This is a genomic window from Acidobacteriota bacterium (genome assembly GCA_030697165.1).
GTDB lineage: Bacteria > Acidobacteriota > Vicinamibacteria > Vicinamibacterales > UBA2999 > 12-FULL-67-14b.
The window spans coordinates 197444-221025 of the sequence record JAUYQQ010000009.1 but is presented as its reverse complement, the minus strand read 5'-3'; the positions used below and the strand labels follow the sequence as shown (position 1 = coordinate 221025).

Here is a 23582-nt window from a genome sequence, read left to right as displayed (position 1 = left end):
TGCCGCAGGTCGCGTCACCGATCGCGGCGCCGTGCCTCCAGGAACGCAACGTCTTCAGCGTCACCGGGCGATGCCCGGTTGGCGCGAGCAATGCGTTTGAGGTTCAGCAGGTCATCCTCCGAGGCGATGAGAAAGCGCTGGGAACGGACGGTAATCCTGGTTGCGCGCTCGGCGAGTTGTGAGGCGGGTATTGGGAAATCGAATAGCAGGTCCACGCGCAGTCCGGTCTTCGGATGACTGAAGTAAGCGCTGGACGGCGAGTCCAGTCGCAGTCGGATGTGTGCCACCTTGCGGTTGTCGATCGTTGCGGTGATGTCGCCCGAATCGTTGACGCGGGCGGCCAGATCCAGCCCGCGGTCGTAGAACACATCGACGAGGGCGGCCAGGCGAACGCCTGGAACGGGGACCACGAAATCGAAGTCTCTCGTGACCCGGCGCGATCCCAGCGTGACGAGCGCCATACCACCAACGAGAATCGGTTCCAGGCCCAGCGTGGTCAGGTCTGCGACGATCCGGCCGGCGTCGTCGAGCAGCCCGGCAGCGTCGCGCATGTCATTTCCGATCCGGATAGAGGCCGGGCAGGGGGCCCTTGCAGGCTTTGACTCGAGCCGGCGTCGGTTGCCCCCCGCTGAGTTCCTGGACCGCAGCGGCGTAGGCGAAGTTGTCGGCGATTCGCCGGGCGACATCGAGCGACCGTTTTCTTGCCGCGCCACCGAGCGCGGCGATTCGCTTCCGCTCCGCTGGCTCCAGCCGCCTGGCTCGCGCCTGGCCGCCAAGGCGTCCTAGAGCGGCGGCGATAGCTCCCGTGCTGGTCATGTCCTTATTATACTTACCGCTAAGCATATCCACAAGGCATCGGACTGCGGGCACTGGAGCTGGCGGCTATACTTCGCCCGTGGCTCTGACCGTCGGCTCACGCATCGGCCCGTTCGAGATCACCGGGGCGCTCGGCGTCGGCGGCATGGGCGAGGTCTACCGCGCGGTCGACGCCAACCTGGGCCGATCGGTCGCCATCAAGGTGTTGCCGGACGCCTTCGCCCAGGATCCCGAAAGGCTCGCGCGGTTCGAGCGCGAAGCCAAAACGCTGGCCTCGCTCAATCACTCCAACATCGCGCAGGTCTTCGGTCTCGAGAAAGGCGGCACCGACCTCCGCATGCGGGCGCTGGTCATGGAGCTGGTCGAAGGGCCGACGCTGGCCGATCGCATTGCCAAAGGTCCCATTCCACTCGACGAAGCCGTGCCGATCGCGATCCAGATCGCCGAGGCCCTCGAGAGCGCGCACGATCAAGGCATCGTCCATCGCGACCTGAAGCCCGCTAACGTCAAGGTGAGAGACGACGGCACGGTGAAGGTGCTCGACTTCGGCCTGGCGAAGGCCATGGGGCCGTCGAGCGAAATGCAATCCGGTGCGCTGGCCAATTCGCCCACCATTACCAGCGCCGGTATGACACAGGCGGGCGTGGTACTCGGAACCGCGGCCTACATGAGCCCCGAGCAGGCCAAGGGCCGGGCGGTGAATCAGCGCGCTGATATCTGGGCTTTCGGCTGCGTGCTCTTCGAGATGCTCACCGGCACGCGCGCGTTTGGGGGAGAGGACATCAGCGACGTGCTGGTGGCGATCATTCGTGATGAGCCAGCGTGGCAGGCCCTGCCGGCATCCACGCCGCCTCACATCCGGAATCTGTTGCGGCGCTGCCTTCAGAAGGATGTGAAGAAGCGCATACCGCATATTGGTGTCGCAAGACTCGAACTCGCTGGGGGCGCCGACGCGACGACCGTCCCGTCGATACCACCGGCCAGAGCTGGGGCCGTCATGCGCGAGCGTGTCGCGTGGGCGCTCGCCGGTACCGCCGTCGTGGCAGCGATCGCATTTGCGCTGCGACCCGCGGCCACGCAGGTGGCTTCGTCGAACGTCGTCAGTTTCGAAATAACGGCGGCTGACGGCCAGCGGCTGATCGCCACCAACGGCGCGCCGCGGTTTTCCGTTTCTCCCGACGGCACCATGGTGGTCTACCAGGTTGCCGATGTCGGAAAAGACAGCCAGCTCTGGCTGCGCCGGCTCGATTCGCCCAACAGCCGGCCGATTCCCAACACCGAGGCGGGCGGGGACGGCGACGGCACGCAGCAGCCGTTCTGGTCGCCAGATGGCCGGTATATTGGGTTCTTCGACGGCGCCGCGCAGAAGCTGAAGAAGATCGAACTTCAGTCGGGGGTAGTTCAGGTGCTCGCCGACGTGCCCCGCAACCAGTATGGCGGCAGCTGGAACGACGACGGCGTCATCATCGCTGCCACCGTGGCGACCAACGGTGTGCAGCGGGTCTCGGCAGCCGGCGGCGCGACGACCCAGGTCACCACTCTCAATAAGGTCACGGGTGAGACGAGCCACTTGTGGCCCGAGTTTCTCCCTGACGGCAGGCACTTCGTCTACCTGTCGACCCGCGTTGAGGATCCCGCCAAGCCATCCGGTCGATCACTGACGGCGATCTTCATCGCAACTCTCGACGGTGGTACGCCGAAGTTCCTGGTCGACTCGCCGCTCATGGCCCGCTTTGCACCACCGGACCAAATGCTCTACGTACGTGAGGGTGCGCTGGTAGCGCAGCGGCTCGATCTTGGCCGGCTGGAACTGGTGGGCGAGCCCCGGCTGGTGGCCAGCGGGGTACAGGGCACGCTGGCGGGTCGGGCTGCGCTTTCGGTGTCGAAGACCGGTGTGCTGGTCTACACCGCGGCTGGCACGTCGGGTGAGCGATTCGATGCGACGTGGGTCGATCGTGCCGGACGGGAGATCGCCGGGTGGCCGCCGCTCCGCGGCGTGTCAGCGGGGCTACGGTTGTCACCGGACGGAACCCACCTGGCGTTCACGCGGGGAAGCAGCGCCACGGGCACAAGGCCGACAGAGCTGTGGATCTACGAGCCGCTGCGCCGGGTTGAAACCCGACTGGCGAGAGAGGTCGGCGTCAGCGCGCCGGTGTTCTCGCCGGATGGACTGAGCGTCGCCTTCTTGCGGGAAACAGCGACCGGTTCCTCCATCCACACCATGCCCATATCTGGCGCCACCACGGGAGAGGTACTGCTGAACTCCCGACTCGGGAGCGTCACCGTGCCAACTGACTGGTCGCCGGACGGTCGCTGGCTCGCTTATTCCGAGAACATGCGGACGTCCAATGTGCCCAGCTTTTGGTTCCTGCCCCTCGCCGGTGATCGCAAGCCGACTCAATTTCCCGGACTCACCGACGTGGCTCACGCATCGGTGTCCCCTGACGGCCGCAGGCTGCTCTACTCAACCACCGGGGTAGGCCGGCAGGTCTTCGTTCAGACCTTTCCTGATGTGACCGTTGGCCGGTGGCCCGTGTCGCCGCTGGGAGCCAGTCATGCGCGCTGGCGGCGAGACGGTCGCGAGATCTTCTTTCTCAACAACGGACGCCTGTGGGCGGTCCCGGTTGCTGCGGGCCCGCGATTCCAGGCCGGCGAAGCAACGCCGCTGTTTGACTTTGCAAACAGCCAGCTGGGGCCGATATCTCCGTACGACGTGTCGCCGGATGGTCAACGCATTGTCGTGCTTCGCGAGCGGGGCGCGGCGGTGTCGCCGGCATTGACCGTGTTGGTGAACTGGCCGGCCTCATTGCAAGCGCCGCCAGCGGCGACGCCATGAGCGGTTGCCTGGCGGAGGCTGAAGCCTCCGCCCTCCGAACGCCGATCAGCCGTTGGCGTCCATGCCGACGTTGGACAGGCGGTCGGCGTCCTTGTTTCTCTCTCGGGGGACGTGACCGAAGCTGACGTTGCCGATCTGCATCACCAGCATCCGGGCTTTCATGTGCAGGGGCTTGAGGCCCTCGTTCTTCACCTTGTAGTTGCCGCGCATCTGCTCGACGATCAGCAGCGAGTCGCCCTTCACCGCCAGTGCGGTGAGGTCATGATCGACGGCCCACTGCAGCGCGGCGATCAAGCCGGTGTACTCGGCCACGTTGTTGGTGGCCACGCCGAGCGCGCCGCTCAACTCCGCCAGCACGGTGCCGTCATCGTCCACGATGTACGCGCCCCACCCGGCGAGGCCTGGGTTGCCCCGCGAGCCGCCGTCGAAGAACGCAGTGATCAAGGTGCCTGGGGTGCCTCAGGTGCCTTGGGTGCCTGAGGTGCGATGAAGTAGAGGATGCGGTTGCAGCTGTCGCACTGCACGATCTGATCGTTCTTCAGCACGTTGACGAACACGGCCGGCCGCAGCCGCACCTGGCACACCGTGCAGCGTTCGCCTTCGGCGCGGGCGACGGCGGTGCCGCGCACCTTGGCGATGCGGGCGAAGGTGTCGACCAGGCCCTTGTCGCTGAGGCTGGCAACCAGGGCGGTGCGGGCGGCGGCGCATTCGGTGACGACGGTTCGCTGGACCGTGACGTCGGCCTCGATGGCACCGCGTTCGGTGCCGACCTTGCTCTGCGCGGCCTTGAGGGCGGCTTCGGCGGCCTTGATCGCGGCGTTGATCTCGTCGGCCTCCATCATGTTCACGAGGACCTTTTCCTCGTGCACACCGATTTCGTCCGCGACCGATTTGATTTGATGCTGCATCGCGTGCAGCTGCTCGTTGGTCTTGACCGCCATGACCTGATCTTTGTACTTGTCCTGCCGCTGCTGGGCGGCGGCCAGGTCCTTGTCGATCAGTCCGCGACGGGTCTTGTTCTCAGCAAGGGCATGCTTGGCGGATTCGAGCGCGGCGGTGGCCGCCTTCAGGAGGGCGTCGAGCGAGGCAATGCGGCCCGGGGCCTCCGCAATGGCCTTGGCGGCCACCGCAGCTTTGCTTTCGATGTCTTGCAGTTGGATCAGCCGTTCAAGGTCTGGGAGCATCAAACTACCAACTGTCAACTTCTCAACTTTCAACTGAAGAGTGGGCCCACCTGGACTCGAACCAGGGACCAACCAGTTATGAGCCGGCCGCTCTAACCAACTGAGCTATGGGCCCCCGACTACGCTGCTTCGCAGCTTCGTCGAGGCAGGCGCCTGCCCGCCGTCGCCGGCCTACGAACGACCTTCGAGGAACGCGCGTAGTTTACGCGATCGCGACGGATGGCGCAGCTTGCGCAGCGCCTTGGCCTCGATCTGGCGGATGCGCTCGCGGGTCACCGCGAAGTTCTGGCCGACTTCCTCGAGCGTGTGCTCGCTGCCGTCGCCCACGCCGAAGCGCATCTTGATGACCTTTTCCTCGCGCGGGGTCAGGGTCTTCAGCACCGATTCGGTCTGTTCCTTCAGGTCGAGGTTGATCACCGCTTCCGACGGCGACACCGCCGAGCGGTCCTCGATGAAGTCGCCGAGGTGTGAATCTTCCTCTTCGCCGATCGGGGTCTCCAGCGAGATCGGCTCCTGTGCGATCTTGAGGACCTTGCGGACCTTCGAGACCGGGATGTCCATGCGGCGGGCGATCTCCTCGGAGGTCGGTTCGCGCCCGAGCTCCTGCACCAGCGCCCGCGAGGTGCGGATCAGCTTGTTGATGGTCTCGATCATGTGGACCGGGATGCGGATGGTCCGCGCCTGGTCGGCAATGGCGCGGGTGATCGCCTGGCGGATCCACCACGTCGCATAGGTCGAGAACTTGTAGCCGCGGCGGTACTCGAACTTGTCGACCGCCTTCATCAGGCCGATGTTGCCTTCCTGGATCAGGTCGAGGAACTGCAGGCCGCGGTTGGTGTACTTCTTGGCGATCGACACCACCAGGCGCAGGTTCGCTTCGACCAGTTCCTTCTTGGCCTGCTCGGCCTGCGCCTCGCCGCGCATGATCACTTCGAGCGTGTGGCGGAGGTGGTCGACACTCTCCTCGAGATCTTCCGTGCGGATCTTGATCTCGGCCTTGAGATCGTTCATCCGCTTGGTCATCGCCTTGCGCTCGTCTTCCTTGAGCTTCGGCTTGCGGACCTTGAGCAGTAGTTCCTTCTTCAGCTTGTCGTGCTCGCGCTGCTGCTTCGAGACCCGCTCGACGATGTCCTTGACCTCTTCGACGAGGCGGCGCTTGACCGGTTCGGTGAACTCGATCTTGCGGATGTAGCGCGAGGTCTCGACCTGGCCGCGCATCAGCTTCCAGCGCTGGCGGCGATACTTCTTCTTGTCGGACTTCGGAATGGCCTCGAGCTTCTCGTCGTGCTTCTCGACGCCGAGGCGCGCCTTGCGCACCGACTCGACCTGCTTCAGGAACTGCTGCGCGCGTTCCTCGATGCGGTCGTCGGTGATCTCTTCGTCGTTGAAGATCACCAGCTCGCGAATGGTGCGCTCGCCGGCCTTCAGCGCGTCGCCCATGCGAATCACCGCCTTGGTGATGGCGGGCATGCGCGAGATCGACTTGATCACCGAGAGCTTGCCGCGCTCGATGCGGCGGGCGATCTCCACTTCGCCTTCGCGCGTCAGCAGCGGGACGGTGCCCATCTCGCGCAGGTACATGCGGACGGGGTCGTTGGTCTTGTCGAGCGAACCAGGGGTGAGGTCGAGCTCGGGCCCTTCGCCTTCCGGACCCTCCTGGCGCTCGATGCCCTCGCGTTCGAGCTTGTAACCCTTTTCCGAATCGACCAGCTCGATCCCGGCGCTCGCGAACACGGCGAGCAATTCCTCGAGGTCTTCGGGGTTGGCGGTCAGATCCGCCGGCAGCAAGTCATTGACTTCGTCGTACAGGAGATACCCTTTCTCCTTGCCGATGACAATGAGCTGACGGACTTCATCGAATTTCTCTTCGAGCGCCAAGGCCATATTCGTGTTTTTCCTCAAGAGTGCGGAGCCCTCTATTGTAGCTCTTTTGGCGGCTTCATCGCTTCCAGTGCGCGCACCATTTGCGACTTCTTGGCCAGCAGAACCATGGATGCAGGGCCGCTATCCCCCATATCTTGCAAGCGTTTGAGCTCCCTTTGGACCTCGGCCAGCTCTCGCTCGAGCCGGACGTACTTCAGGGCCACGACACAAAGATCCGGAAGCACCGCGGGTGGGGAGGGCTCGGCGGCCACGGAGGCCAGTAACTCCGCCTCCTGAGTACTTAGACGCTCCATAAGCGCACCAGGCACATCCTCGGGCCTCACCGTGAGTTGTTGCGCCGTCCGGAGGATATTGGCCGTGCTAAGTCCTTTCAGGTCTTCAGGTTCGAGCTGGTTCAGCCATTGAAGCGTGGTCGCCGGGTCGTGGACCAGGCTCCAGATGAGGCCCTTCTCGGCCTTTCTCACGTTCCCCTGGAGGCTCGGCACCCGCTCAGCCGGTAGCTCCGTCTTGCGGTTCGCGGCTGCCTTCCTGATCTCGGCTCGAACCACGTCTTCCGTCACCCGCGCCTTGTGGGCCAGGCGGTCGGCAAACTGGTCGCGGACCGCCGGATCGGGAATGCGGGCGGCCACCCCGAGCATTCGCTTGAGAAAGTCCCGTCGGTTGTCGTCGCGAGTCAGGTCGATGCCGGCGGCCGCCCGGTCGAGCAGAAACTCCAGGTAGGGACGCGAGTGCTTGAGCTGCTCGCGAAAGCCCTCGGCCCCCTGCTTCTGGATGAACGTGTCGGGGTCGCCGCCACCCGGCAGGGTCATGACGTTGACGACGAACCCCTCGGCGACCAGCAACTCTGAACTGCGTTCCGCCGCGGTCTGGCCGGCGCTGTCGGGGTCGTAACAAAGCACGGTCTTCGACGTGAAGCGATGCAGGATCTGCGCCTGCTGCGGCGTGAGCGCCGTGCCGCATGTTGCCACCACGGGAAAGCCCCCCGCCTGGTAGACCTGCGCGAAGTCGAAGTAGCCCTCGACGATGATCGCGTAACGCACCTTGCGCAGGTCGGCCTTGGTCAGGTTCAGGCCGTACAGGGTGCGGCTCTTGGTGTAGATCGGCGTCTCGGGCGAGTTCAGGTACTTTGGCTGCTGGTCTTTTTCGAGCGCCCGTCCGCCAAACGCCACCACGGTCCCGGTGTCGCGCGCGATCGGCACCATCAGCCGGTTCCGAAACCGATCCACCTCGCTCCCATCGTCTCGCCGCGAGACCAGTCCGCTCGTGACAAGCTGCAGCGGTGAGAAGCCCTGCTTCAGCAGCCGCTGCCGCAGCGCATCGCGCCCCTGCGGCGCGTAACCGAGTTGCAGCTTCTCGATCGTCTGCTGGGTGAGCCCGCGTTCGTTCAAGAGGTATTCGCGGATGCGCGCGCCGGCGGGCGAGTCGAGCTGTTCGCGGAAATGCGTGACGGCGATCTCGTGGATCTTGACGAGGGCCTCGCGTTCGGCGGCCGTTTCGCGATGCTCGCCGCTGGCTTCAAGCTCGGGAATCGGGATGCCGAACCGGCTGGCCAGGCTGCGCACCGCTTCCTGGAAGCCGACTTTGTCCTGCAGCTCCATGAACTTGAAGACGTCGCCCCCGACACCGCAGCCGAAGCAGTGGAAGAAGCCCTTGTCCTTGTTGACGGTGAATGACGGGGTCTTCTCGCCGTGGAACGGGCACAGGCCCTTGTACGTCGCACCGGCCTTGCGCAGCGAGACAGAGTCCGAGATGACGGCGACAATATCGGCCGCCGCACGAACTTCGTCGATGAACGCCTGGGGGAACAACGCCACGGTGACCCACCAGCTTATCGCGTCTGTGGGGCCGGACTTGACCTAACCGGCACAGTTACTTCACAATATGTAAACAAATGGCGCGCCGCCTGTTGACCGACTTCGAGTTGATGATCCTGCTGGCGATTCTCCGCGTGGAGGGCGAGGCCTACGGGGTGCGAATCGCGCGCGAGATTGAGGAGACCGCGGGACGGTCCGTGCAACTCGCCGCCATCTACGCCGCGCTCGATCGCATGGAATCGCGCGGGCTCGTTGGCTCCTCGCTCGGTGACCCGACGCCGGAGCGTGGTGGCCGCGCCAAGCGCTTGTTCCGCGTCACGCCCAAGGGCCTGGCCCAGGCCAAAGACACCCAGCAAGCCCTCACCGCGCTTTGGAGTAACCTGCCGCAGTTACGAGGAGGTCGTGCATGACGCCCCGCCGCCCACCCGTTCTCGCCCAGACCCTGCTCGAGTGGGTCGACCCCGCCAACGCCCCGCTGCACGGTGATCTGCTGGAAGAGTTCGCCGCCGGACGATCGCGCCTGTGGTATTGGCAACAGGTGTTCGGCGCTGCGGCCGCGGCGCTGGTTCGCCCGGTCCGTGCCCATGGCCTGGCGGGCCTCGAGCCGGCCATGCTCGGCCTGATCATGCTCTTCATGCTGGGCTTCTACGTGGTGTTCGTCGTCAACGTGACCGACTGGCTGCTGCGAGTCCAAGGCATGCACGTTCTGTCGCGCGTGCCCGCCTGGTTGGCGCACTGGCCACTGGCAGCGCCGCTGCTGTCGCTACTGGCCGGACTGATCGTGGGTCGCATGGTCTGCGCCGGCGGCGACCATCGGGTTGCGCGAGTGATCGGGTTTGGCTCGGCCACCATGGTGTGCGCCATCGCTGGACTCAAGGCGGCGGAAGAACTCTCGGTCCCCGTGCTCTTGCTGCCCCAGTTCTACCAGCAGGTGGGGACCACCGCGGCCTTCATTGCCGGCCTGCTCGGCGGCGTGGGATCGTCGCTGATGTTGACGCCACGCACCGCGCCGCTGGAGCTCGCGGCCGGCCCGGCCTCCGTCAGTCCTTGAGCTCGACGATCGTCGCGCCGCCGCCACCCTGGTTGTCGGGGGCGGGGTAGTGCTTTTCGACCAGCGGGTGCGTTTTCAGGAACGCCCCGAGACCCTTCCGTAACGCGCCGGTACCGTGGCCGTGGACGATCCGCACCTGCGAAACGTCGGTGACCAGCGTGTCGTCGAGAAAGCGCGACACGCGGTCGATCGCTTCGTCCACCGTCATGCCGATCACCTTCAGCTCGCTCAGCATGCCCTCGCGCGGCTTCAGGTCAACGTTGACGCGAACCTTGCCTTTCACAGGCAACCCTGAAGGGTTGCCTCCACCAACACCACCGCTGGCTTTTCCGATTACGCGCAGTTCCTTCACCTTGGCCTGAATGCGTTTGCCGCGGACGTCGATCTCGACGCGATTGCCGTCGATTGCAACGACCGTGCCTTCCAGGCCAAGTCCGCCTACCGTGACCCTGGCGCCCACGACGGGCTCAGACCCCTCGGCACCACGCGGCTCGGGGTCAGACCCCGGCGCCGCCGGGTGGCGCAGGTCTTCGACAATGCGATCGATCTCGGCCCGGGCCCCGGCCTTCGCGGCCCCCGATTCGCCCGTGTTGATCACCGCCCGCAGCGACGCCTTCTCCGCCAGCGCCTCCGACTTTTCCTTGAGCTGATCGATCACCGCGTCGACATCGCGGCGGGCCTGCCGCAGGCGCTCGTCGAGCCGTTCGTTGAGGCGCTTCTTGAACACCTCCTCGCGCTCGGCGAGCGACTTCTCCCGTTGCGACAGGGCGGCGTTGGTTTCATTGAACGTGCGCCGCTCGCGTTCGAGCCGGATCCGGTCGGCCTCGAGCGCGCGCGCCTGCGCATCGAGCCGCGACAGGTGCGCCTGCAGCCGCTTCTGGTCGTCACTCAGGTAGCCGCGTGCCGCGGCAATCACCGCCTGGGGCATGCCGAGCCGCTGCGCCATTTCGATGGCGAGGCTGCGTCCCGGCGCGCCGTAGATCAGCCGGTAGGTCGGCGCGAAGTTCTGCGGATCGAACGCGAACGCCGCCACCGCCACGCCCTCGGTGCCGATCCCCCACGTCTTGACCGAATCAAAGTGGGTGGTCGCCATGACCAGCGCGCCGCGCTGGCGGAAGTGCTGGACGATCGCCGTGGCCAACGCGCCGCCTTCGTTCGGATCGGTGCCCGTGCCGACTTCGTCGAGCAACACGAGCGCGGGCAATTGCAGGTCGCGTTCCATCGACACCAGGTTGGTGATGTGCGACGAGAACGTGCTCAGGCTGTTCTCGATCGACTGCTCGTCGCCGATGTCCGCAAACACCGAGCGGAACACCGGCAGCCGCGCGACGGCGGCCGGCAGGTGCAGGCCTGCCTGCGCCATCAGCGCAAACAGGCCGGCGGTCTTGAGCGCCACGGTCTTGCCGCCGGTGTTGGGACCCGTAATCAGCAGCACGCGGTTCGGCGGATCGAGCAGGATGTCGACGGGCACCACGACGCCGGGTTGATTTTTCGCCGAGCGCTCCTCCGAAAAATCAACCCGGCGTCCTACGAGCGGATGCCGCGCCCCCTTCAGCTCCAGGCTGGTGTCGGCCGTGAACGCCGGCGCGATGCCGTTCACCTTCGAGCTGTAGCGGGCCTTCGCTTGCAGGGTATCGAGATCGCGCGCCACCTCCTCGATCACGGCGAGGTCGTCGGGGCGGGCGCGAAAGCGATCGGTCAGCTCCAGCAGGATGCGGAAGATCTCCTCGCGCTCGCGATCCTCGAGCTCGACGATGTCGTTGTTGATCTCGACGGTGGCGGCGGGCTCCATGAACAAGGTCGCCCCGGTCGTCGAGCTGCCGTGCACAATGCCCGGCACGTTGCCCCGGTGTTCGGCCCGCACCATCAGCACGAACCGTCCGTTGCGCTCGGTGACGATCTCTTCCTGCAGGTACTTCGCCAAGCTGCCACGCGTGAACTGCTCCAGCGTGCCGCGCAGCTTCTGGCGCTTCTGGCGCAGCTCGTTGCGAATGCGCTTCAGCTCGGGGCTGGCGTGATCGAGCACCTCGCCGCCGGGGTCGATCGCGTGGCGCACCGTTGCGACTTCGTCCGTGAACGAGGCAACGTGAGCGGCCAGCTTGGCCAGGATGGGGAAGTCGGCGCCGGCGCGCCGCACGCTCACCCCCGCCTGGTCCACCGAGTCCACGAAGTCGGCGAGCATCCGCAGCTGCAGCGGCTCGAGTGGCCGTCCGGTCATCGCGAGCGACGCCAGCGCGTCGGGCAGGCCCTCGCCGGCCCGCAGCGGGAACAGCGGATGCCGCTCCAGGAAGCGCACCGTCTCGCTGGTCGCCTCCTGCGCCGCGACCACGACCCTGGGGTCGGTGGACGGCTCCAGTTCCGCGAGCGCCGCCGTTCCGAGCGGCGTCAGGGCGAGCGCCGTCACGGCGTCAACGATGCGATCGAATTCCAGGGTGCGGAGAGCGAGCATAGGAAAATCAACAGGAGTTCAAGAGAACAAGAGAGATTGTTTTCTTCTGAACTCCTAAACTCCTGTTAGAGGTGGTTGATCATTGACGCAATACATCCCGCCCCGTATCCGTTGTCGATGTTGACCACCGACACGCCATTCGCGCACGAGTTCAGCATGCCGAGCAGCGCCGCCACGCCGCCGAAGCTGGCGCCGTAGCCGATGCTCGTCGGCACCGCGATCACCGGCACGCTGACCATGCCGGCGACGACGCTCGGCAGCGCGCCTTCCATGCCGGCGACGACGATGATCACCCGGGCGGCTTCGAGCCGGGCGCGTTGTTTCATGATGCGATGGATGCCGGCAATGCCGACGTCGTACATCCGGTCCACCGTGTTGCCCATCAGCTCGGCCGTCACCGCCGCCTCTTCTGCGACCGGGATGTCGGAAGTCCCGGCCGAGCACAGGACGATGGTCCCCACGCCGCGGGGCACGTCCCGCTTCAGGCTGATCGCCTGCGCCACCTCGTGATACTCCGCCTCGGGCACGAGCTCATGGACGGCCTGCCAGGCCGCCCGGTCAGCCCGGGTCACCAGCAGGGGGTGTCCACGACCGACTATCTCAGCCGCAATTGTCGCGATTTGAGACGGCGTCTTGCCCAGCCCGAGGATGACTTCGGCAAAGCCCTGCCGAATTGACCGGTGATGGTCAACCTTTGCAAACCCAAGGTCCTCAAAGGGTTGGTCCCGAAACGCGGTCAGCAGTTGGTCGTAGGCCTGAGCCGTGTCGGTTCGACCTTCGCGAACCTGTTCCAGAATGATGCGTAGTTCAGCCGGTGTCATGACGCTATCGTCCGTGTTTTGTTGACTTTACTGGCACTCGATTCCAGTATAATGATTGACTGGATTACGGGGCAGAAGCCTCAATAATAGATGACCGCAGTCGAAACGCTCATACTCGCTTCATATTTCTTCGTTCTGCTGATCCTGGCCGTGTACGGGTGGCACCGGTATTACCTGGTGTACCTCTACATGAAGCATAAACACGAACAGCCCGTGCCCAAGGGTTCGTTCGACGACCTGCCGGTCGTGACGATTCAGCTGCCGCTCTACAACGAGATGTACGTCGTCGATCGCCTGATCGATGCGATCTGCAAGATCGAGTACCCGCGCGAGAAGCTGGAAATCCAGGTCCTGGACGACTCGACCGACGAGACCCGGCAGATCACCCAACTCGCCGTGCGCCGCCACGCGCTGCAGGGCATCGACATCAAGTACCTTCATCGCGACGACCGCACCGGCTACAAAGCCGGCGCGCTCGATGAGGGCCTGAAGGTGTGCCGCGGCGAGTACGTCGCGATTTTCGACGCCGACTTCATCCCCAAGCCCGACTTCCTGATGCGCTCGGTGCACTACTTCACCGATCCCAAGGTCGCGCTCGTCCAGGCGCGCTGGGGCCACATCAACGAAGACTACTCGCTGCTGACGAAGATCCAGGCGGTGCTGCTCGACGCGCACTTCGTGCTGGAACACGGCAGCCGCAATCGCGGCGGCTGCTTCTTCAATTTCAACGGCACCGCGGGCATCTGGCGCAAGGTCGCCATCGCCGACGGTGGCGGTTGGCAGCACGACACGCTGACCGAAGACCTCGACCTGAGCTACCGCACGCAGCTCAAGGGCTGGCAGTTCGTGTTTGTGCAGGATCACGTCGCGCCCGCCGAGTTGCCGGTCGAGATGAACGCGTTCAAGTCGCAGCAGCATCGCTGGGCCAAGGGATCGATCCAGACGTTCCTGAAGCTGATGCCGCGCATCCTGCAGTCGGATCAGCCGTTCAAGGTGAAGGCCGAGGCGTTCTTCCACCTGTCGGCCAACTTCAACTACCCGTTGATGGTGGTGTTGTCGGTGCTGATGGGGCCGTCCATGGTGATTCGCTACAACATGGGCTGGTACGAGATGTTGTTGATCGACATCCCGCTGTTCTTCGCGGCGACCGCGTCGGTCGCCAACTTCTACATGGTCTGCCAGCGCGAGTTGTATCCGCAGACCTGGACCGAGCGGCTGAAGTACCTGCCGATCCTGATGTCGATCGGCATCGGCCTGGCGGTGAACAACACCAAGGCGGTGTTCGAAGCCCTGTTCCACAAGCCGAGCGAGTTCGTCCGCACACCCAAATACGCGGTCGAAGCCAACGGCGACGAGTGGAGCCAGAAGAAGTACCGCCAGTCGGTGGCGGTGCAGCCGATGATCGAGCTGGCGCTGGGGCTCTACTTTACCGGCACTCTTTTCTACGCGCTCGCCAACGGCATCTACGGCACCGTGCCGTTCCTGATGCTGTTCCAGGTCGGCTTCCTCTACACCGGCATGCTGTCGCTGCTGCAGCAGTACGGCGGCGACTCCGGCGTCGGAATCGTGCAGGGCAAGGCCGCCTAAGCCCTCACGCAACCGTTCGGCCTCGTCGTTCGTCTATCCTTGGGTGACCAAGGTGAAACCTATGCCGAAACGATTGGCTGAGCTTCTCTCCGCATTCCTCCTGGTGTCGGTCGCCCTGCCGGCGGCGGCACAGGGCTTCAAAGTCCCCGTCGATTATTTCACCCTGCCCAACGGCCTGAAGGTCGTGGTCAGCGAAGACCACGCCGCCCCGGTGGTGCTGGTCGAGGTGATGTACAACATCGGCTTCCGGGTCGAGCCCAAGGGCCGTACCGGCTTTGCCCATCTCTTCGAACACATGATGTTCCAGGGCTCGGCCCAGGTGAAGAAGATGGAGCACGTCTCCCTCTTGCAGGAGGCCGGCGGCATCGTCAACGGCTCGACCCGTTTCGACTACACCAATTACTACCAGTCGCTGCCCGCCAACGCGTTGGAACGGGCGATCTGGCTCGAGGCCGACCGCATGCGGTCGCTCGATGTCAGTGCCGAGAACCTCAAGAACCAGCAGAACGTGGTCAGCGAAGAGGTGCGGGTGAACGTGCTCAACCAGCCGCACGGCGGGTTCGAGTGGCTCGACATCTGGGAGCGCGCCAACACCAACTGGCACAACGCCCATAACTTTTACGGCGACCTCAAGGAGCTGGAGGCGGCGACGCTCGAGGACGTGCGCAGCTTCTTCAAGACCTACTACGCGCCGAACAACGCCGTGCTGGTGGTGGTCGGCGACACCACGGCGGCCGAAGTCCGGCGCCTCGCCGAGAAGCACTTCGGGTCGATTCCACGCCAGCCCCTGCCGCCGCCGGCCGACATCTCCGAGCCGCCGCAGACCGCGACGAAACAGTTCACGCGCGAAGACCAGCTGGCGCGCACGCCGGCGCTGGCCGCGGCGTGGCACCTGCCGGCGCGGATGACCAAGGACTTCTTCGCGCTGAGCGTGCTCGATCCGCTGCTGAACAGCGACGATAGCGCGCGGATGTATCGCAAGCTGGTGCGCGACGAGCGGCTGGCCGTGTCGTCGCAGGGCGGGTTCAACTTCCTGGGCAGCAACTTCGACATGAAGGGGCCCATGCTCTACACGGTGCGGGTTGATTACCTGAACGACAAGACCGCCGACCAGGTGCTGGCCGCCATTGAAAATGTGCTCGCCGAAGTTCGAGAGAATGGCGTGAGTCCCGTTGAGTTGGAACAGGCCAAGACCACGATTCGCTCGGGATTCCTCGACGAACTGGAAAGCGGCGGCATGCCGCGATTCGGCCGCGCCAACCTGCTGGCCGCCTTCGCCCTGTTCGATGACGACCCGGGCCGCATCAACACCATTCTCGGCGAACTGGAGAAGGTCACCGTCGACGATGTCAAGGCGGCCGCGGGCCGATGGCTTGTGCCTACCAACCGCACGTCGATCGACAGCCGTCCTGCCACGAAACCGGCAGCGGCGCAGGGAGGTGTCCGATGATTCGCCGCATGCTGCGTCTGGCTCTTGTCGCAACCGCGACCGCGGTCATGCTCCCCGGTTCGGCCTGGGCGCAAGCGCTGCCCAAGCCCGAAGTCGGACCCGAGAAGCCGTTCGCGCCGCCCCCGCGCGTCGAGCGAACGCTGGCCAACGGCCTGCAGGTCATTGCCGTTCGCTACGCCACCGTGCCGAAGATTTCGGCCATGCTCACCGTGAAGGCGGGCCTGGCCCTCGATCCGGCGGGCCAGGGCGGACTGGCGCAGTTTGTCGCCGACACCGCCCAGGAGGGGACCGCCACGCGCACCAGCGAACAGATCAAACGCGAAGTGTTTGGCATGGGCGCCACGCTGTCGGGCTTTGCCGGCCAGGATTCGACGACCTTCCAGATGCGCGGCCTGACGGAGTCGATGCCGCGGATGATGGCGCTCTTGTCCGACGTGGTGCGCAACCCGGCATTCCCGCAATCCGAAGTCGATTTGCTCAAGGCCAACACCGCGCAGCAGCTCCAGGCGCAGATGGCCTCGCCGCAGTTCGTGTCGAACAAGGTGTTTCGGCAGTCGCTGTTTGGCGACCATCCCTACGCGCGTACCGGTCCAACGCCGGACACCCTGCCGGCGATCGATCGCGCGGCGATTGCCGCGTATCACTCGGCCTACTACCGGCCGAACAATGCCTTCCTGGTGGTGGTTGGCGATGTCGCACCCGAGGCCGTGTTCGCCGCCGCCGAGCAGGCGTTTGGCAGCTGGGCGCGTGCCGCCGTGCCCGAGGCGAAAGCGCCGGCCATGCCCACGGTCACAGGCCGCCGGCTGATCTTCGTCCAGCGGCCCAACAGCGTGCAGTCGTCGATCTCGGTTGGCAACTTCACCACGCGCCGTGACGATGCGCGGTGGTACACGCTGCAGTTGGCCAACCAGATTTTCGGCGCGGCGTTCGACTCGCGGCTGGTGCGGAACATCCGCGAGGAAAAGGGCTACACCTACTCGCCGCAGTCGCAGTTCCAGGCCATGGCCGAGGGCGGCTTCTATCGCGCGGCCGCCGATGTCCGCAACGAGGTGACCGGCGCGACGCTGAAGGAGATCTACGCGGAGATCGACAAGCTGCGCGCCGGTGGTCCGGAAGCGGCGGAACTGGCCAACGCCAAGCAGTACGCGCGCGGCCTGTTCCTGATCCAGAACGCCACGCAGGCGGGACTGGCCGGCACGGTCAACACCGTCAACACGTTTGGCCTGCCCAAGGACTATCCCGAGACGTTCCAGCGGCAGATTTCACAACCGTCGGCCGAAGCGATCAAGACCGGCGCCGAGATGTTGTTGGGATCCGAGGACTCGGTGGTGGTGATCGTGGGCGACTACCCGAAAGTGAAGGATCAGTTGGGGGCGTTCACCAACATCACGTTCGTCGATCTCGGCGGGAAGCCGATCCCCGAACCTAAGTAGCAGCGACGAGCTTGTCGAGCGCGGCGGCAATCGAGGCTGCCGTCGCGCGATAGTGCGAGCCGTGCCACACGACGTCGCCGCGGTCGATCACCATCACTTGCGGCGATTCGTGACGAATCCCGAACTTCTGCGCCAGATGGGTCGACAGCGCGCGGCTGGCCTGCACCGGCACGACATAGAAGTCGGCATCCGGGACCTCACCCGTCAACCACTCGGAAATGGACTCGAACGCCTGCGCGCTGATGCCGCAGGTCGGGCTGTGCTTGAAGATGACGGCCGGACGCCGCGACGATTCGTCGAGCGCCCGGTCGAGCTGGTCGGAGGTGGACAGGGTCTTGAACGGGCTGGGCATGGCGACAGCACCCAGTGTACTCCGTCGCCCTGGGGCGGGCGTCAGACCCGGACGTAATCGGCCTGCCAGTCCTTGATCATCTTCTTGATGTCGGACTGCTTGGTGCAGTCTTTCAACACGGTGCGTACCAGTTCAGTCATTTCGCCGTCGCTGGCAAAGCGCAGGCCGACCAGCTGAGACACGGTCAGGTCGTTGAAGCGGGCATAAAGCTCGGCCGGCAGCAGCGGCTGCAGCCGCAGCCGCATCTCGAGACGGATCAGGCGGTTCTGCGCGGTCAGCGCCTGCGTCCGCGCCAGGAACGCCACCGTCAGGATCGCCGCCGCCACCACGAAGGCGAACGCCGTGCTGCGCGAGGGGTCGGCGTAGAGATGCCGCCCTTCGTTGATCGTGTGGAGTAAGAGCACGGGGACGGCAAAGAAATGAAACGCCGGGAGCCACCGGACGTGGTTCTTGTAGGTCTGCACTGACATGGAGGCCCTCCTTCAGGGGGCCTCAGCATACTCCGAATGGCCGGGCTACCGGCCGATGCGGTACAGCCGGGTTTGCGTCCGCATGAACAGCGCATTGGGCGCCAGGGCGGGCGACGCGAGGCTCATCTCGTCGAGGCTGTTCTTCGCCAGCTCGACGTACTTGTCGCCGGCCTCGATCACGAACGTGTGGCCGTCCTCGCTCAGCAGGTAGACCTTGCCGTCCGACGCCCACGGGGAGGCCGAGAAGGTGTTGCCCGAGCCGCCGGCGCGCGCCTTGTAGATCTCCTTGCCGGTCGTGGCATCGAACACGCTGAGGATGCCGTTGTCGTTCACGACGTACATCCGGCCGCGATAGACGAGCGGCGACGAGGTGTAGGCCGAGGCGCGCGGATGGAACCAGGCGACGTACTTGTTCTGCTCTTCGCCCTTGGCGAGCGAGATGTCGCCGCTGGCGCCCGGGCGAACCGCAAACACCGGACGGTTGCTCTCGCCCTGTGATCCGGTGGCGAGGTAGAGCAGGCCATCGGCGGCCACCGGGCTGGGCGTGGATTGGCCGGTGAGCCCCTTCATGCGCCACAGTTCCTTGCCGCTCTCGGGCGCATACGCAATCGCGTGCTGCCTGCCGATCACGACGATCTCGGTGCGCTGCGCGTGTTGCCACACGAACGGCGATGACCAGCCGGAGGTCATGCCGCCCGCCGGCAGGTCGCGCTCAACTCTCCAGAGCTGCTTGCCGGTCTTCGCATCGATCGCCGCCGCGAACGACTTGCCGTCGTTGTCGTGCACTACGAACACGCGGCCGCCATGGACCACCGGCGACGCGGCCGTGCCGAAGTCGAGATACATCGGCTGGGGATCAAACCGCGCGTTCCAGACCGGCTTGCCGTCGAGCGAATAGGCGAACAGCCCGACATTGCCGAAGTACGCGTAAATCCGCTCGCCGTCGGTGGCGGGGGTTTCCGACGCAAACGTGTTCTTGCGATGCCGGCCGCCGACCGGCGCGCCGTGGTGCGCTTCCCGCTCCCAGCGCAGCTTGCCGGTGGCGGCATCGAAGGCGTAGACCAGGTAGCGGATCGCGCCGCTCTCGGCGGTCAGCTCGATGTCGCGCGACACGACCTTCTTGACCACCTCGTCTTCCGATAAGCCCTGCTTCGCCAGTTCGGCGACGTAGTCGTTGCCGAAAATGCCGGTCGATGGCGCCTTGAACGCGCCCGGGCTGATCGCCGACGTCACGTAGACCGTGTCGTTCCACGCCACCGGCGATGACCAGCCGCGGCCCGCGACTTCGGTGCTCCAGGCGACGTTGCTGGTCGTCGACCAGGCCGTTGGCAGCTTCGCTGAATCGAGAATGCCGGCGCCGGCCGGCCCGCGGAACTGGGGCCAGGCCACGTCGGGCGCCCGGCGGGCCTGCCCGGCGGCAACCGAGGCAAGTGAGACAACGGCAAAGGCGATCCAGGTGCGGCGCATGGGAGAACGCTAGCACAAGGCCGGCGGGTGGTATGAGTTTCGTGACGGCTGACGCTGTAAGATCACTGCCATGGCGGCAAAGGCAAAACCCAAGGGCGGACTCGAGGACGTCGTCGCGACGTCCTCACGGATATGTTTCCTGGACGGCGATCGCGGCGTGCTCGCGTATTGCGGGTACGACATCCACGACCTGGCCCGGCACGCGACCTTCGAAGAGACCTGCTACCTGCTGTGGCACGGCCGGCTGCCGAACCGCGCCGAGTTGGGCGACCTGCAATCGCAACTGGCCGCCGCGCGGCCGCTGCCCGAGGCCATCATCCGGCTGATGAACATGCTGCCGCCCTCTGACGGCATGGACGCGCTGCGCACGCTGACGTCGGCGCTCGGGCATTACGATCGTGATGCGCACGACAACTCGCCGGCCGCAGCCTATCGCAAGGCGGTGCGCCTGACCGGACAGATTGCCAGCCTGGTGGCGACCTGGGGCCGCATGCAGCAGGGCGGCGGGCCGATTGCGCCGGACCCGGCCATGGGGCACGCCGCCAACTTCCTTTACATGCTGTTCGGCACGCGGCCAGATGCGACGTCGATTCGCGCCATGGACATTGCGCTGACGCTGCATGCCGACCACGAGTTGAACGCCTCGACGTTTGCGGCGCGCGTCGCCGCGGCCACCCTCACCGACATCCACTCTGCCATCGTTGCCGGCATCGGCACGTTGAAGGGGCCGCTGCACGGCGGCGCCAATGCCGAGGTGATGAAGATGCTGATCGAGATTGGCCAGGATGCCCCGGCCGAACGCATCGATGCGTTCGTGAAGGGGAAGTTCGCGCGCAAGGAGAAGATCTCCGGCTTTGGCCATCGCGTTTACCACACCGAGGATCCGCGGGCCACGCACCTGCGGCAGATGTCGAAGCAGCTCGGCCAGAAGGCCGGCAATACCCGGTGGTTCGAGATGAGCGAGCGGATTGAAGCCCTGGTCAAGGCCGAGAAGAAGCTGCACCCGAATGTCGATTTTTATTCGGCGTCCACGTATTACACGATGGGCATTGCGATCGACCTGTACACGCCCATTTTCGCGGTGAGCCGCATTTCCGGCTGGACTGCACACGTCCTGGAGCAGCTGGCCAACAACCGCCTGATCCGGCCCCGGGCCGACTATACTGGCCCGGGGTATCCCCAGACGTGGATGCCCGTCGAGCAGCGCTAGAGGAGACGACAACAATGAAGCAGATTGCAGCCATCGCGATCGTTCTCACGGGGTTGGCCGTGCCGGCGTCGGCGCAGCCCGCGGCGCCGACCTTCAGTAAGGACGTGGCCCCGATCTTCTTTGCCAATTGCACCAGCTGTCACCGGCCGGGCGAGATCGCCCCGATGTCACTGCTTACCTTCAAGGACGCGCGTCCGTGGGCGAAGTCGATCGCGACGAAAGTCGCGGATGGAACCATGCCGCCGTGGCACGCGGACCCGAAGTACGGCACGTTCGTGGGTGCTCGCACCTTGACCGACGCGCAAAAGTCGACGATTGCGAAGTGGGTCGCGGCCGGCGCGCCGGAAGGCCAGGCCGCGGATTTGCCGCCGGCCCCCGTCTATACCGACGAGTGGAACATCGGTACGCCCGACGCGGTGTTGTCGATGCAGGAGGACTACCCGATTCCCGCTACTGGCGAGGTGCCTTACCAGTACTTCGAGGTCCCCGCGAACTTCGCTGAGGATCGCTATATCTCGGACTGGGAGTATCGGCCAGGCGACCGTCGTGCCGTGCACCACATGCTGCTTTACTTGAAGGCCCCGAAAGAGGTGGCCGAGGCGCAGATGAAGCGGCAGCAAGGCATGATGCTGCAGCGGCTGTTCGGCGCACCGCCGGCGGCCGGCGCATCGGCCGCGCCGCGCCCGGTCCCGCCTTTCGAATTTGCCTGTTGCGTCGAGATCCCCGCGGGACAAAGCGGCGGACGGCCGTTGCCGCCCGAGCAACGTAAGGATCTGGGTCCGAACTATCGGCCGCGGCCGATCGGCATGGGCGCGGGCATGGGTGGGTTCTCGCCGGGCGGCTCGATCCGCCACTTCCCAGAGGGAACGGGCATGCGCATCCCGGCCGGCTACTCGCTCGTGTTCCAGATGCACTACACCACCTACGGTCAGGCAACCACCGACCGCTCGAAGATCGGACTGAAGTTCACGAAGACGCCGCCGACGACCGTCCTCAACACGATGGCGCTGATCAACGCGTCGCTGTCGATTCCGCCGGGCGCCGCAGATTACACCATCGATAACGCGATGACGTTCAATCGCGAGACGGTGATCTTCAGCCTGATCCCGCACACGCACGTGCGCGGCACCGGCTGGCACTACGAGGCGATCTACCCCGACGGCCGCAAAGAAGTGATCCTGTCAGTGCCGAAGTACGACTTCAACTGGCAGCACGAGTACGTGTTCACGCAGCCGCTGCGCTTGCCGGCCGGTTCGAAGCTCTATGCCAAGGCGTGGTACGACAATTCGGCCAGGAACAAGTCGAACCCGGATCCGACCAAGACGGTGACGTGGGGCGATCAGACGTGGGAAGAGATGATGTACACCAGCATCACGTTCAGCTTCCCGCCGGCGCCGTCGTCGACGGCCTCGGGCAGGCCGCAGTGAGCTAGTGGAATGATTGGTGGAGGCAACCCGTCCTTGGGGTTGCCTCCCTGGTTGCCTATTGCGGCCAGCCGCCCTGCGGCAAGCCCTTGAAGACTCTCAGGGCCGTCTTGTAATACACCTTCTTCAGGACGTCGTCCGACAGCGCCATGCCGTACAACTTCCAGAACGCGTGGTAGTCGCGGTAGTAGTCGAAGTATTCGTCCGGCGTCTCGAACACCCGCCAGTAGTAGGGGTATTCGCTCGGCTGGAACGAGTCCTTGCCGAACATGATCCGGTCGCCGTACTTCTCGAAGAACTCGCGGGCCGCGCGCGGCTGGCGGCCCAGGTCATGCAGGATCGCGCCGGCCTCGATCGTCACGTTCGGGAACTCGTCGAGCATCTTCGCCGCCCGCGCCAGGTCGTTGGCGTGCCAGCCGAAGTGCGCGGCGACGAACTGCGTCTTCGGATGCTTGCGGAAGACGTTGTTGCGCTCGGTCATCAGTTGTTCGAACGTCACCTGCCCGGGCTGGTTGTTGCGGCGGTCGGCGAAGAGTGACAGCTCGAGCCAGCGCTCGTTGTTGAAGTCTTGCGGCTGGAAGAACTCCTGCGGTTCGGCGGTGTGAATGAACGCCGGCACGTCGAGCCGGGCGAACGCCGCCCACAGCGGATCCAGTTCCGGGTCATCGACCTTGAGGCGCGAGCCATCGGGCTTGGTGATCCTGAGGCCGAACTGCTTGCCGACCTCGCCGACGCCAATCGCCCCCGCCTTGAGATCGGCCTCGAGCTGGGCCGCGGCCTTCTCGCCCCATCCGGGACCCACGTTGCGGAAGTCGACGCCGGCCAGCACGCGGAAGCGCTCCTTGTGCGGACTGGCGTTGAGCGCGGCGAGCGTGTTCGTGAGGCGCGCGCCGGTGAGGTTCTCCGCGACCAACATCACCCTCAGGTTGAGCGAGTCCATGATGCCGATCACCCGGTTGATGGCGTCGGGCGTGGTCAGGTTGCCGGGGTGCCCATGCACGTCGATGGCGGGGAACTTCGCCCTGGGCACCTTGTGCTCCGTCGCCACCAGCGTCGACCGCGGGCGGTAGTCGAGGATGCTCGGCGGCGGTTCCGACGGCGCCTGGCAGTTGCCCGGCCGCGTCTCGGTCGTGCCCGGCGGGCACTCCTGGCCCGGGGCGATCTGGGTGCCGCCGCGCATGCCTTGCGCGGCCATGGCCGCCGTGAGTCCGAGGCCGGCAAGAAGGATGAGGACGATGTTCCGGGATGTGTTCATGGGGAAACTGCGGAATGTGAAAAGGTGGCTTCACACAGTCTCGCATTTCGCAGGCGGCGATCCAACTGTGGACCCCTGA

20 protein-coding genes and 1 tRNA gene are annotated in these 23582 nt (G+C 65.3%); 8 read left to right on the top strand and 13 right to left on the bottom strand.

Annotation, left to right across the window (positions count from 1 at the left end; all coding sequences use genetic code 11):
• Nucleotides 1-14: 14 nt before the first annotated feature.
• Together Q8T13_09275 and Q8T13_09270 are read right to left on the bottom strand one after the other, a co-directional pair.
• Nucleotides 15-551: a hypothetical protein gene (locus tag Q8T13_09275; protein ID MDP3717938.1), complete on the bottom strand. Its 537-nt coding sequence runs from the start codon at nt 549-551 to the stop codon at nt 15-17.
• Nucleotide 552: 1 nt separating this feature from the next.
• Nucleotides 553-816 (bottom strand): hypothetical protein, encoded by a 264-nt coding sequence (locus tag Q8T13_09270; protein ID MDP3717937.1) that lies wholly within the window; start codon nt 814-816, stop codon nt 553-555.
• A gap of 79 nt (nt 817-895) precedes the next feature.
• On the opposite strand from Q8T13_09270, the gene Q8T13_09265 reads away from it, so the two are divergent.
• A complete protein-coding gene (locus Q8T13_09265; GenBank protein ID MDP3717936.1) occupies nt 896-3652 on the top strand; it encodes a protein kinase in 2757 nt (918 codons plus the stop codon).
• A gap of 45 nt (nt 3653-3697) precedes the next feature.
• Here Q8T13_09265 and Q8T13_09260 read toward each other — a convergent pair whose 3' ends face one another.
• The 5 genes from Q8T13_09260 to dnaG form a co-directional block, all read right to left on the bottom strand.
• Nucleotides 3698-4096, bottom strand: a complete 399-nt coding sequence (locus tag Q8T13_09260) for a ribonuclease HI family protein (protein ID MDP3717935.1) — start codon at nt 4094-4096, stop codon at nt 3698-3700.
• Nucleotides 4093-4836, bottom strand: coding sequence for a C4-type zinc ribbon domain-containing protein (locus Q8T13_09255; protein MDP3717934.1), 744 nt, complete (start codon nt 4834-4836; stop codon nt 4093-4095). Before Q8T13_09255 ends, Q8T13_09260 begins: the two co-directional genes overlap by 4 nt.
• Nucleotides 4837-4877: 41 nt before the next feature.
• Nucleotides 4878-4951 (bottom strand) — tRNA-Ile (locus Q8T13_09250).
• A gap of 56 nt (nt 4952-5007) precedes the next feature.
• Entirely contained in the window at nt 5008-6720 is a 1713-nt protein-coding gene (gene rpoD, locus Q8T13_09245; protein ID MDP3717933.1) for an RNA polymerase sigma factor RpoD, read from the bottom strand.
• A 32-nt stretch (nt 6721-6752) separates the two neighbouring features.
• On the bottom strand, nt 6753-8534 hold the full coding sequence (gene dnaG / locus Q8T13_09240) for a DNA primase (GenBank protein ID MDP3717932.1): 1782 nt from the start codon (nt 8532-8534) through the stop codon (nt 6753-6755).
• Nucleotides 8535-8611: 77 nt separating this feature from the next.
• On the opposite strand from dnaG, the gene Q8T13_09235 reads away from it, so the two are divergent.
• Nucleotides 8612-8944 carry a PadR family transcriptional regulator gene (locus Q8T13_09235; GenBank protein MDP3717931.1) on the top strand — a complete coding sequence of 111 codons (333 nt, stop codon included), beginning with the start codon at nt 8612-8614 and terminating at the stop codon, nt 8942-8944.
• The gene (locus Q8T13_09230; GenBank protein ID MDP3717930.1) at nt 8941-9585 is read left to right on the top strand and encodes a hypothetical protein; all 645 of its coding nucleotides are present in this window, start codon (nt 8941-8943) and stop codon (nt 9583-9585) included. The genes Q8T13_09235 and Q8T13_09230 overlap by 4 nt, the downstream gene beginning before the upstream one ends.
• Here Q8T13_09230 and Q8T13_09225 read toward each other — a convergent pair.
• Nucleotides 9575-12034 carry an endonuclease MutS2 gene (locus Q8T13_09225; protein MDP3717929.1) on the bottom strand — a complete coding sequence of 820 codons (2460 nt, stop codon included), beginning with the start codon at nt 12032-12034 and terminating at the stop codon, nt 9575-9577. The two genes, Q8T13_09230 and Q8T13_09225, sit on opposite strands and share 11 nt — an antisense overlap.
• 65 nt (nt 12035-12099) lie before the next feature.
• Nucleotides 12100-12855 carry a nickel pincer cofactor biosynthesis protein LarB gene (gene larB, locus Q8T13_09220; GenBank protein ID MDP3717928.1) on the bottom strand — a complete coding sequence of 252 codons (756 nt, stop codon included), beginning with the start codon at nt 12853-12855 and terminating at the stop codon, nt 12100-12102.
• A 90-nt stretch (nt 12856-12945) separates the two neighbouring features.
• On the opposite strand from larB, the gene Q8T13_09215 reads away from it, so the two are divergent.
• The 3 genes from Q8T13_09215 (at nt 12946) to Q8T13_09205 (ending at nt 17325) form a co-directional block, all read left to right on the top strand.
• Entirely contained in the window at nt 12946-14442 is a 1497-nt protein-coding gene (locus tag Q8T13_09215; protein MDP3717927.1) for a glycosyltransferase family 2 protein, read from the top strand.
• Nucleotides 14443-14503: 61 nt separating this feature from the next.
• Entirely contained in the window at nt 14504-15892 is a 1389-nt protein-coding gene (locus Q8T13_09210) for a pitrilysin family protein (GenBank protein MDP3717926.1), read from the top strand.
• Between the two features lie 8 nt (nt 15893-15900).
• A complete protein-coding gene (locus Q8T13_09205) occupies nt 15901-17325 on the top strand; it encodes a pitrilysin family protein (protein MDP3717925.1) in 1425 nt (474 codons plus the stop codon).
• Here Q8T13_09205 and ytxJ read toward each other — a convergent pair.
• Genes ytxJ through Q8T13_09190 form a run of 3 tightly spaced genes read right to left on the bottom strand, consistent with a single transcriptional unit; the run spans nt 17318 to nt 19614 of the window.
• Nucleotides 17318-17677 (bottom strand): bacillithiol system redox-active protein YtxJ, encoded by a 360-nt coding sequence (ytxJ, locus tag Q8T13_09200; GenBank protein MDP3717924.1) that lies wholly within the window; start codon nt 17675-17677, stop codon nt 17318-17320. The two genes, Q8T13_09205 and ytxJ, sit on opposite strands and share 8 nt — an antisense overlap.
• Nucleotides 17678-17718: 41 nt before the next feature.
• A complete protein-coding gene (locus Q8T13_09195) occupies nt 17719-18147 on the bottom strand; it encodes a DUF6526 family protein (protein MDP3717923.1) in 429 nt (142 codons plus the stop codon).
• Nucleotides 18148-18192: 45 nt separating this feature from the next.
• Complete coding sequence (locus Q8T13_09190; protein MDP3717922.1) at nt 18193-19614, bottom strand: PQQ-binding-like beta-propeller repeat protein; 1422 nt, start codon at nt 19612-19614, stop codon at nt 18193-18195.
• A 70-nt stretch (nt 19615-19684) separates the two neighbouring features.
• Between Q8T13_09190 and Q8T13_09185 the strand changes: the two genes are divergently transcribed.
• On the top strand, nt 19685-20824 hold the full coding sequence (locus Q8T13_09185; protein MDP3717921.1) for a citrate synthase: 1140 nt from the start codon (nt 19685-19687) through the stop codon (nt 20822-20824).
• A 14-nt stretch (nt 20825-20838) separates the two neighbouring features.
• On the top strand, nt 20839-22251 hold the full coding sequence (locus Q8T13_09180) for a hypothetical protein (protein ID MDP3717920.1): 1413 nt from the start codon (nt 20839-20841) through the stop codon (nt 22249-22251).
• A gap of 55 nt (nt 22252-22306) precedes the next feature.
• Here the strand turns inward: Q8T13_09180 and Q8T13_09175 are convergent, their stop codons facing one another.
• Nucleotides 22307-23503 carry an amidohydrolase family protein gene (locus tag Q8T13_09175; protein MDP3717919.1) on the bottom strand — a complete coding sequence of 399 codons (1197 nt, stop codon included), beginning with the start codon at nt 23501-23503 and terminating at the stop codon, nt 22307-22309.
• Nucleotides 23504-23582 lie beyond the last annotated feature (79 nt).

Coding starts and splice junctions, on each gene's coding strand:
- Q8T13_09275 (MDP3717938.1), bottom strand. CDS start 551: ATGCGCGACGCTGCCGGGCTGCTCGACGACGCCGGCCGGATCGTCGCA.
- Q8T13_09270 (MDP3717937.1), bottom strand. CDS start 816: ATGACCAGCACGGGAGCTATCGCCGCCGCTCTAGGACGCCTTGGCGGC.
- Q8T13_09255 (MDP3717934.1), bottom strand. CDS start 4,836: ATGCTCCCAGACCTTGAACGGCTGATCCAACTGCAAGACATCGAAAGC.
- rpoD (MDP3717933.1), bottom strand. CDS start 6,720: ATGGCCTTGGCGCTCGAAGAGAAATTCGATGAAGTCCGTCAGCTCATT.
- Q8T13_09235 (MDP3717931.1), top strand. CDS start 8,612: ATGGCGCGCCGCCTGTTGACCGACTTCGAGTTGATGATCCTGCTGGCG.
- Q8T13_09230 (MDP3717930.1), top strand. CDS start 8,941: ATGACGCCCCGCCGCCCACCCGTTCTCGCCCAGACCCTGCTCGAGTGG.
- Q8T13_09225 (MDP3717929.1), bottom strand. CDS start 12,034: ATGCTCGCTCTCCGCACCCTGGAATTCGATCGCATCGTTGACGCCGTG.
- larB (MDP3717928.1), bottom strand. CDS start 12,855: ATGACACCGGCTGAACTACGCATCATTCTGGAACAGGTTCGCGAAGGT.
- Q8T13_09215 (MDP3717927.1), top strand. CDS start 12,946: ATGACCGCAGTCGAAACGCTCATACTCGCTTCATATTTCTTCGTTCTG.
- Q8T13_09210 (MDP3717926.1), top strand. CDS start 14,504: ATGCCGAAACGATTGGCTGAGCTTCTCTCCGCATTCCTCCTGGTGTCG.
- Q8T13_09205 (MDP3717925.1), top strand. CDS start 15,901: ATGCTGCGTCTGGCTCTTGTCGCAACCGCGACCGCGGTCATGCTCCCC.
- ytxJ (MDP3717924.1), bottom strand. CDS start 17,677: ATGCCCAGCCCGTTCAAGACCCTGTCCACCTCCGACCAGCTCGACCGG.
- Q8T13_09195 (MDP3717923.1), bottom strand. CDS start 18,147: ATGTCAGTGCAGACCTACAAGAACCACGTCCGGTGGCTCCCGGCGTTT.
- Q8T13_09190 (MDP3717922.1), bottom strand. CDS start 19,614: ATGCGCCGCACCTGGATCGCCTTTGCCGTTGTCTCACTTGCCTCGGTT.
- Q8T13_09185 (MDP3717921.1), top strand. CDS start 19,685: ATGGCGGCAAAGGCAAAACCCAAGGGCGGACTCGAGGACGTCGTCGCG.
- Q8T13_09180 (MDP3717920.1), top strand. CDS start 20,839: ATGAAGCAGATTGCAGCCATCGCGATCGTTCTCACGGGGTTGGCCGTG.
- Q8T13_09175 (MDP3717919.1), bottom strand. CDS start 23,503: ATGAACACATCCCGGAACATCGTCCTCATCCTTCTTGCCGGCCTCGGA.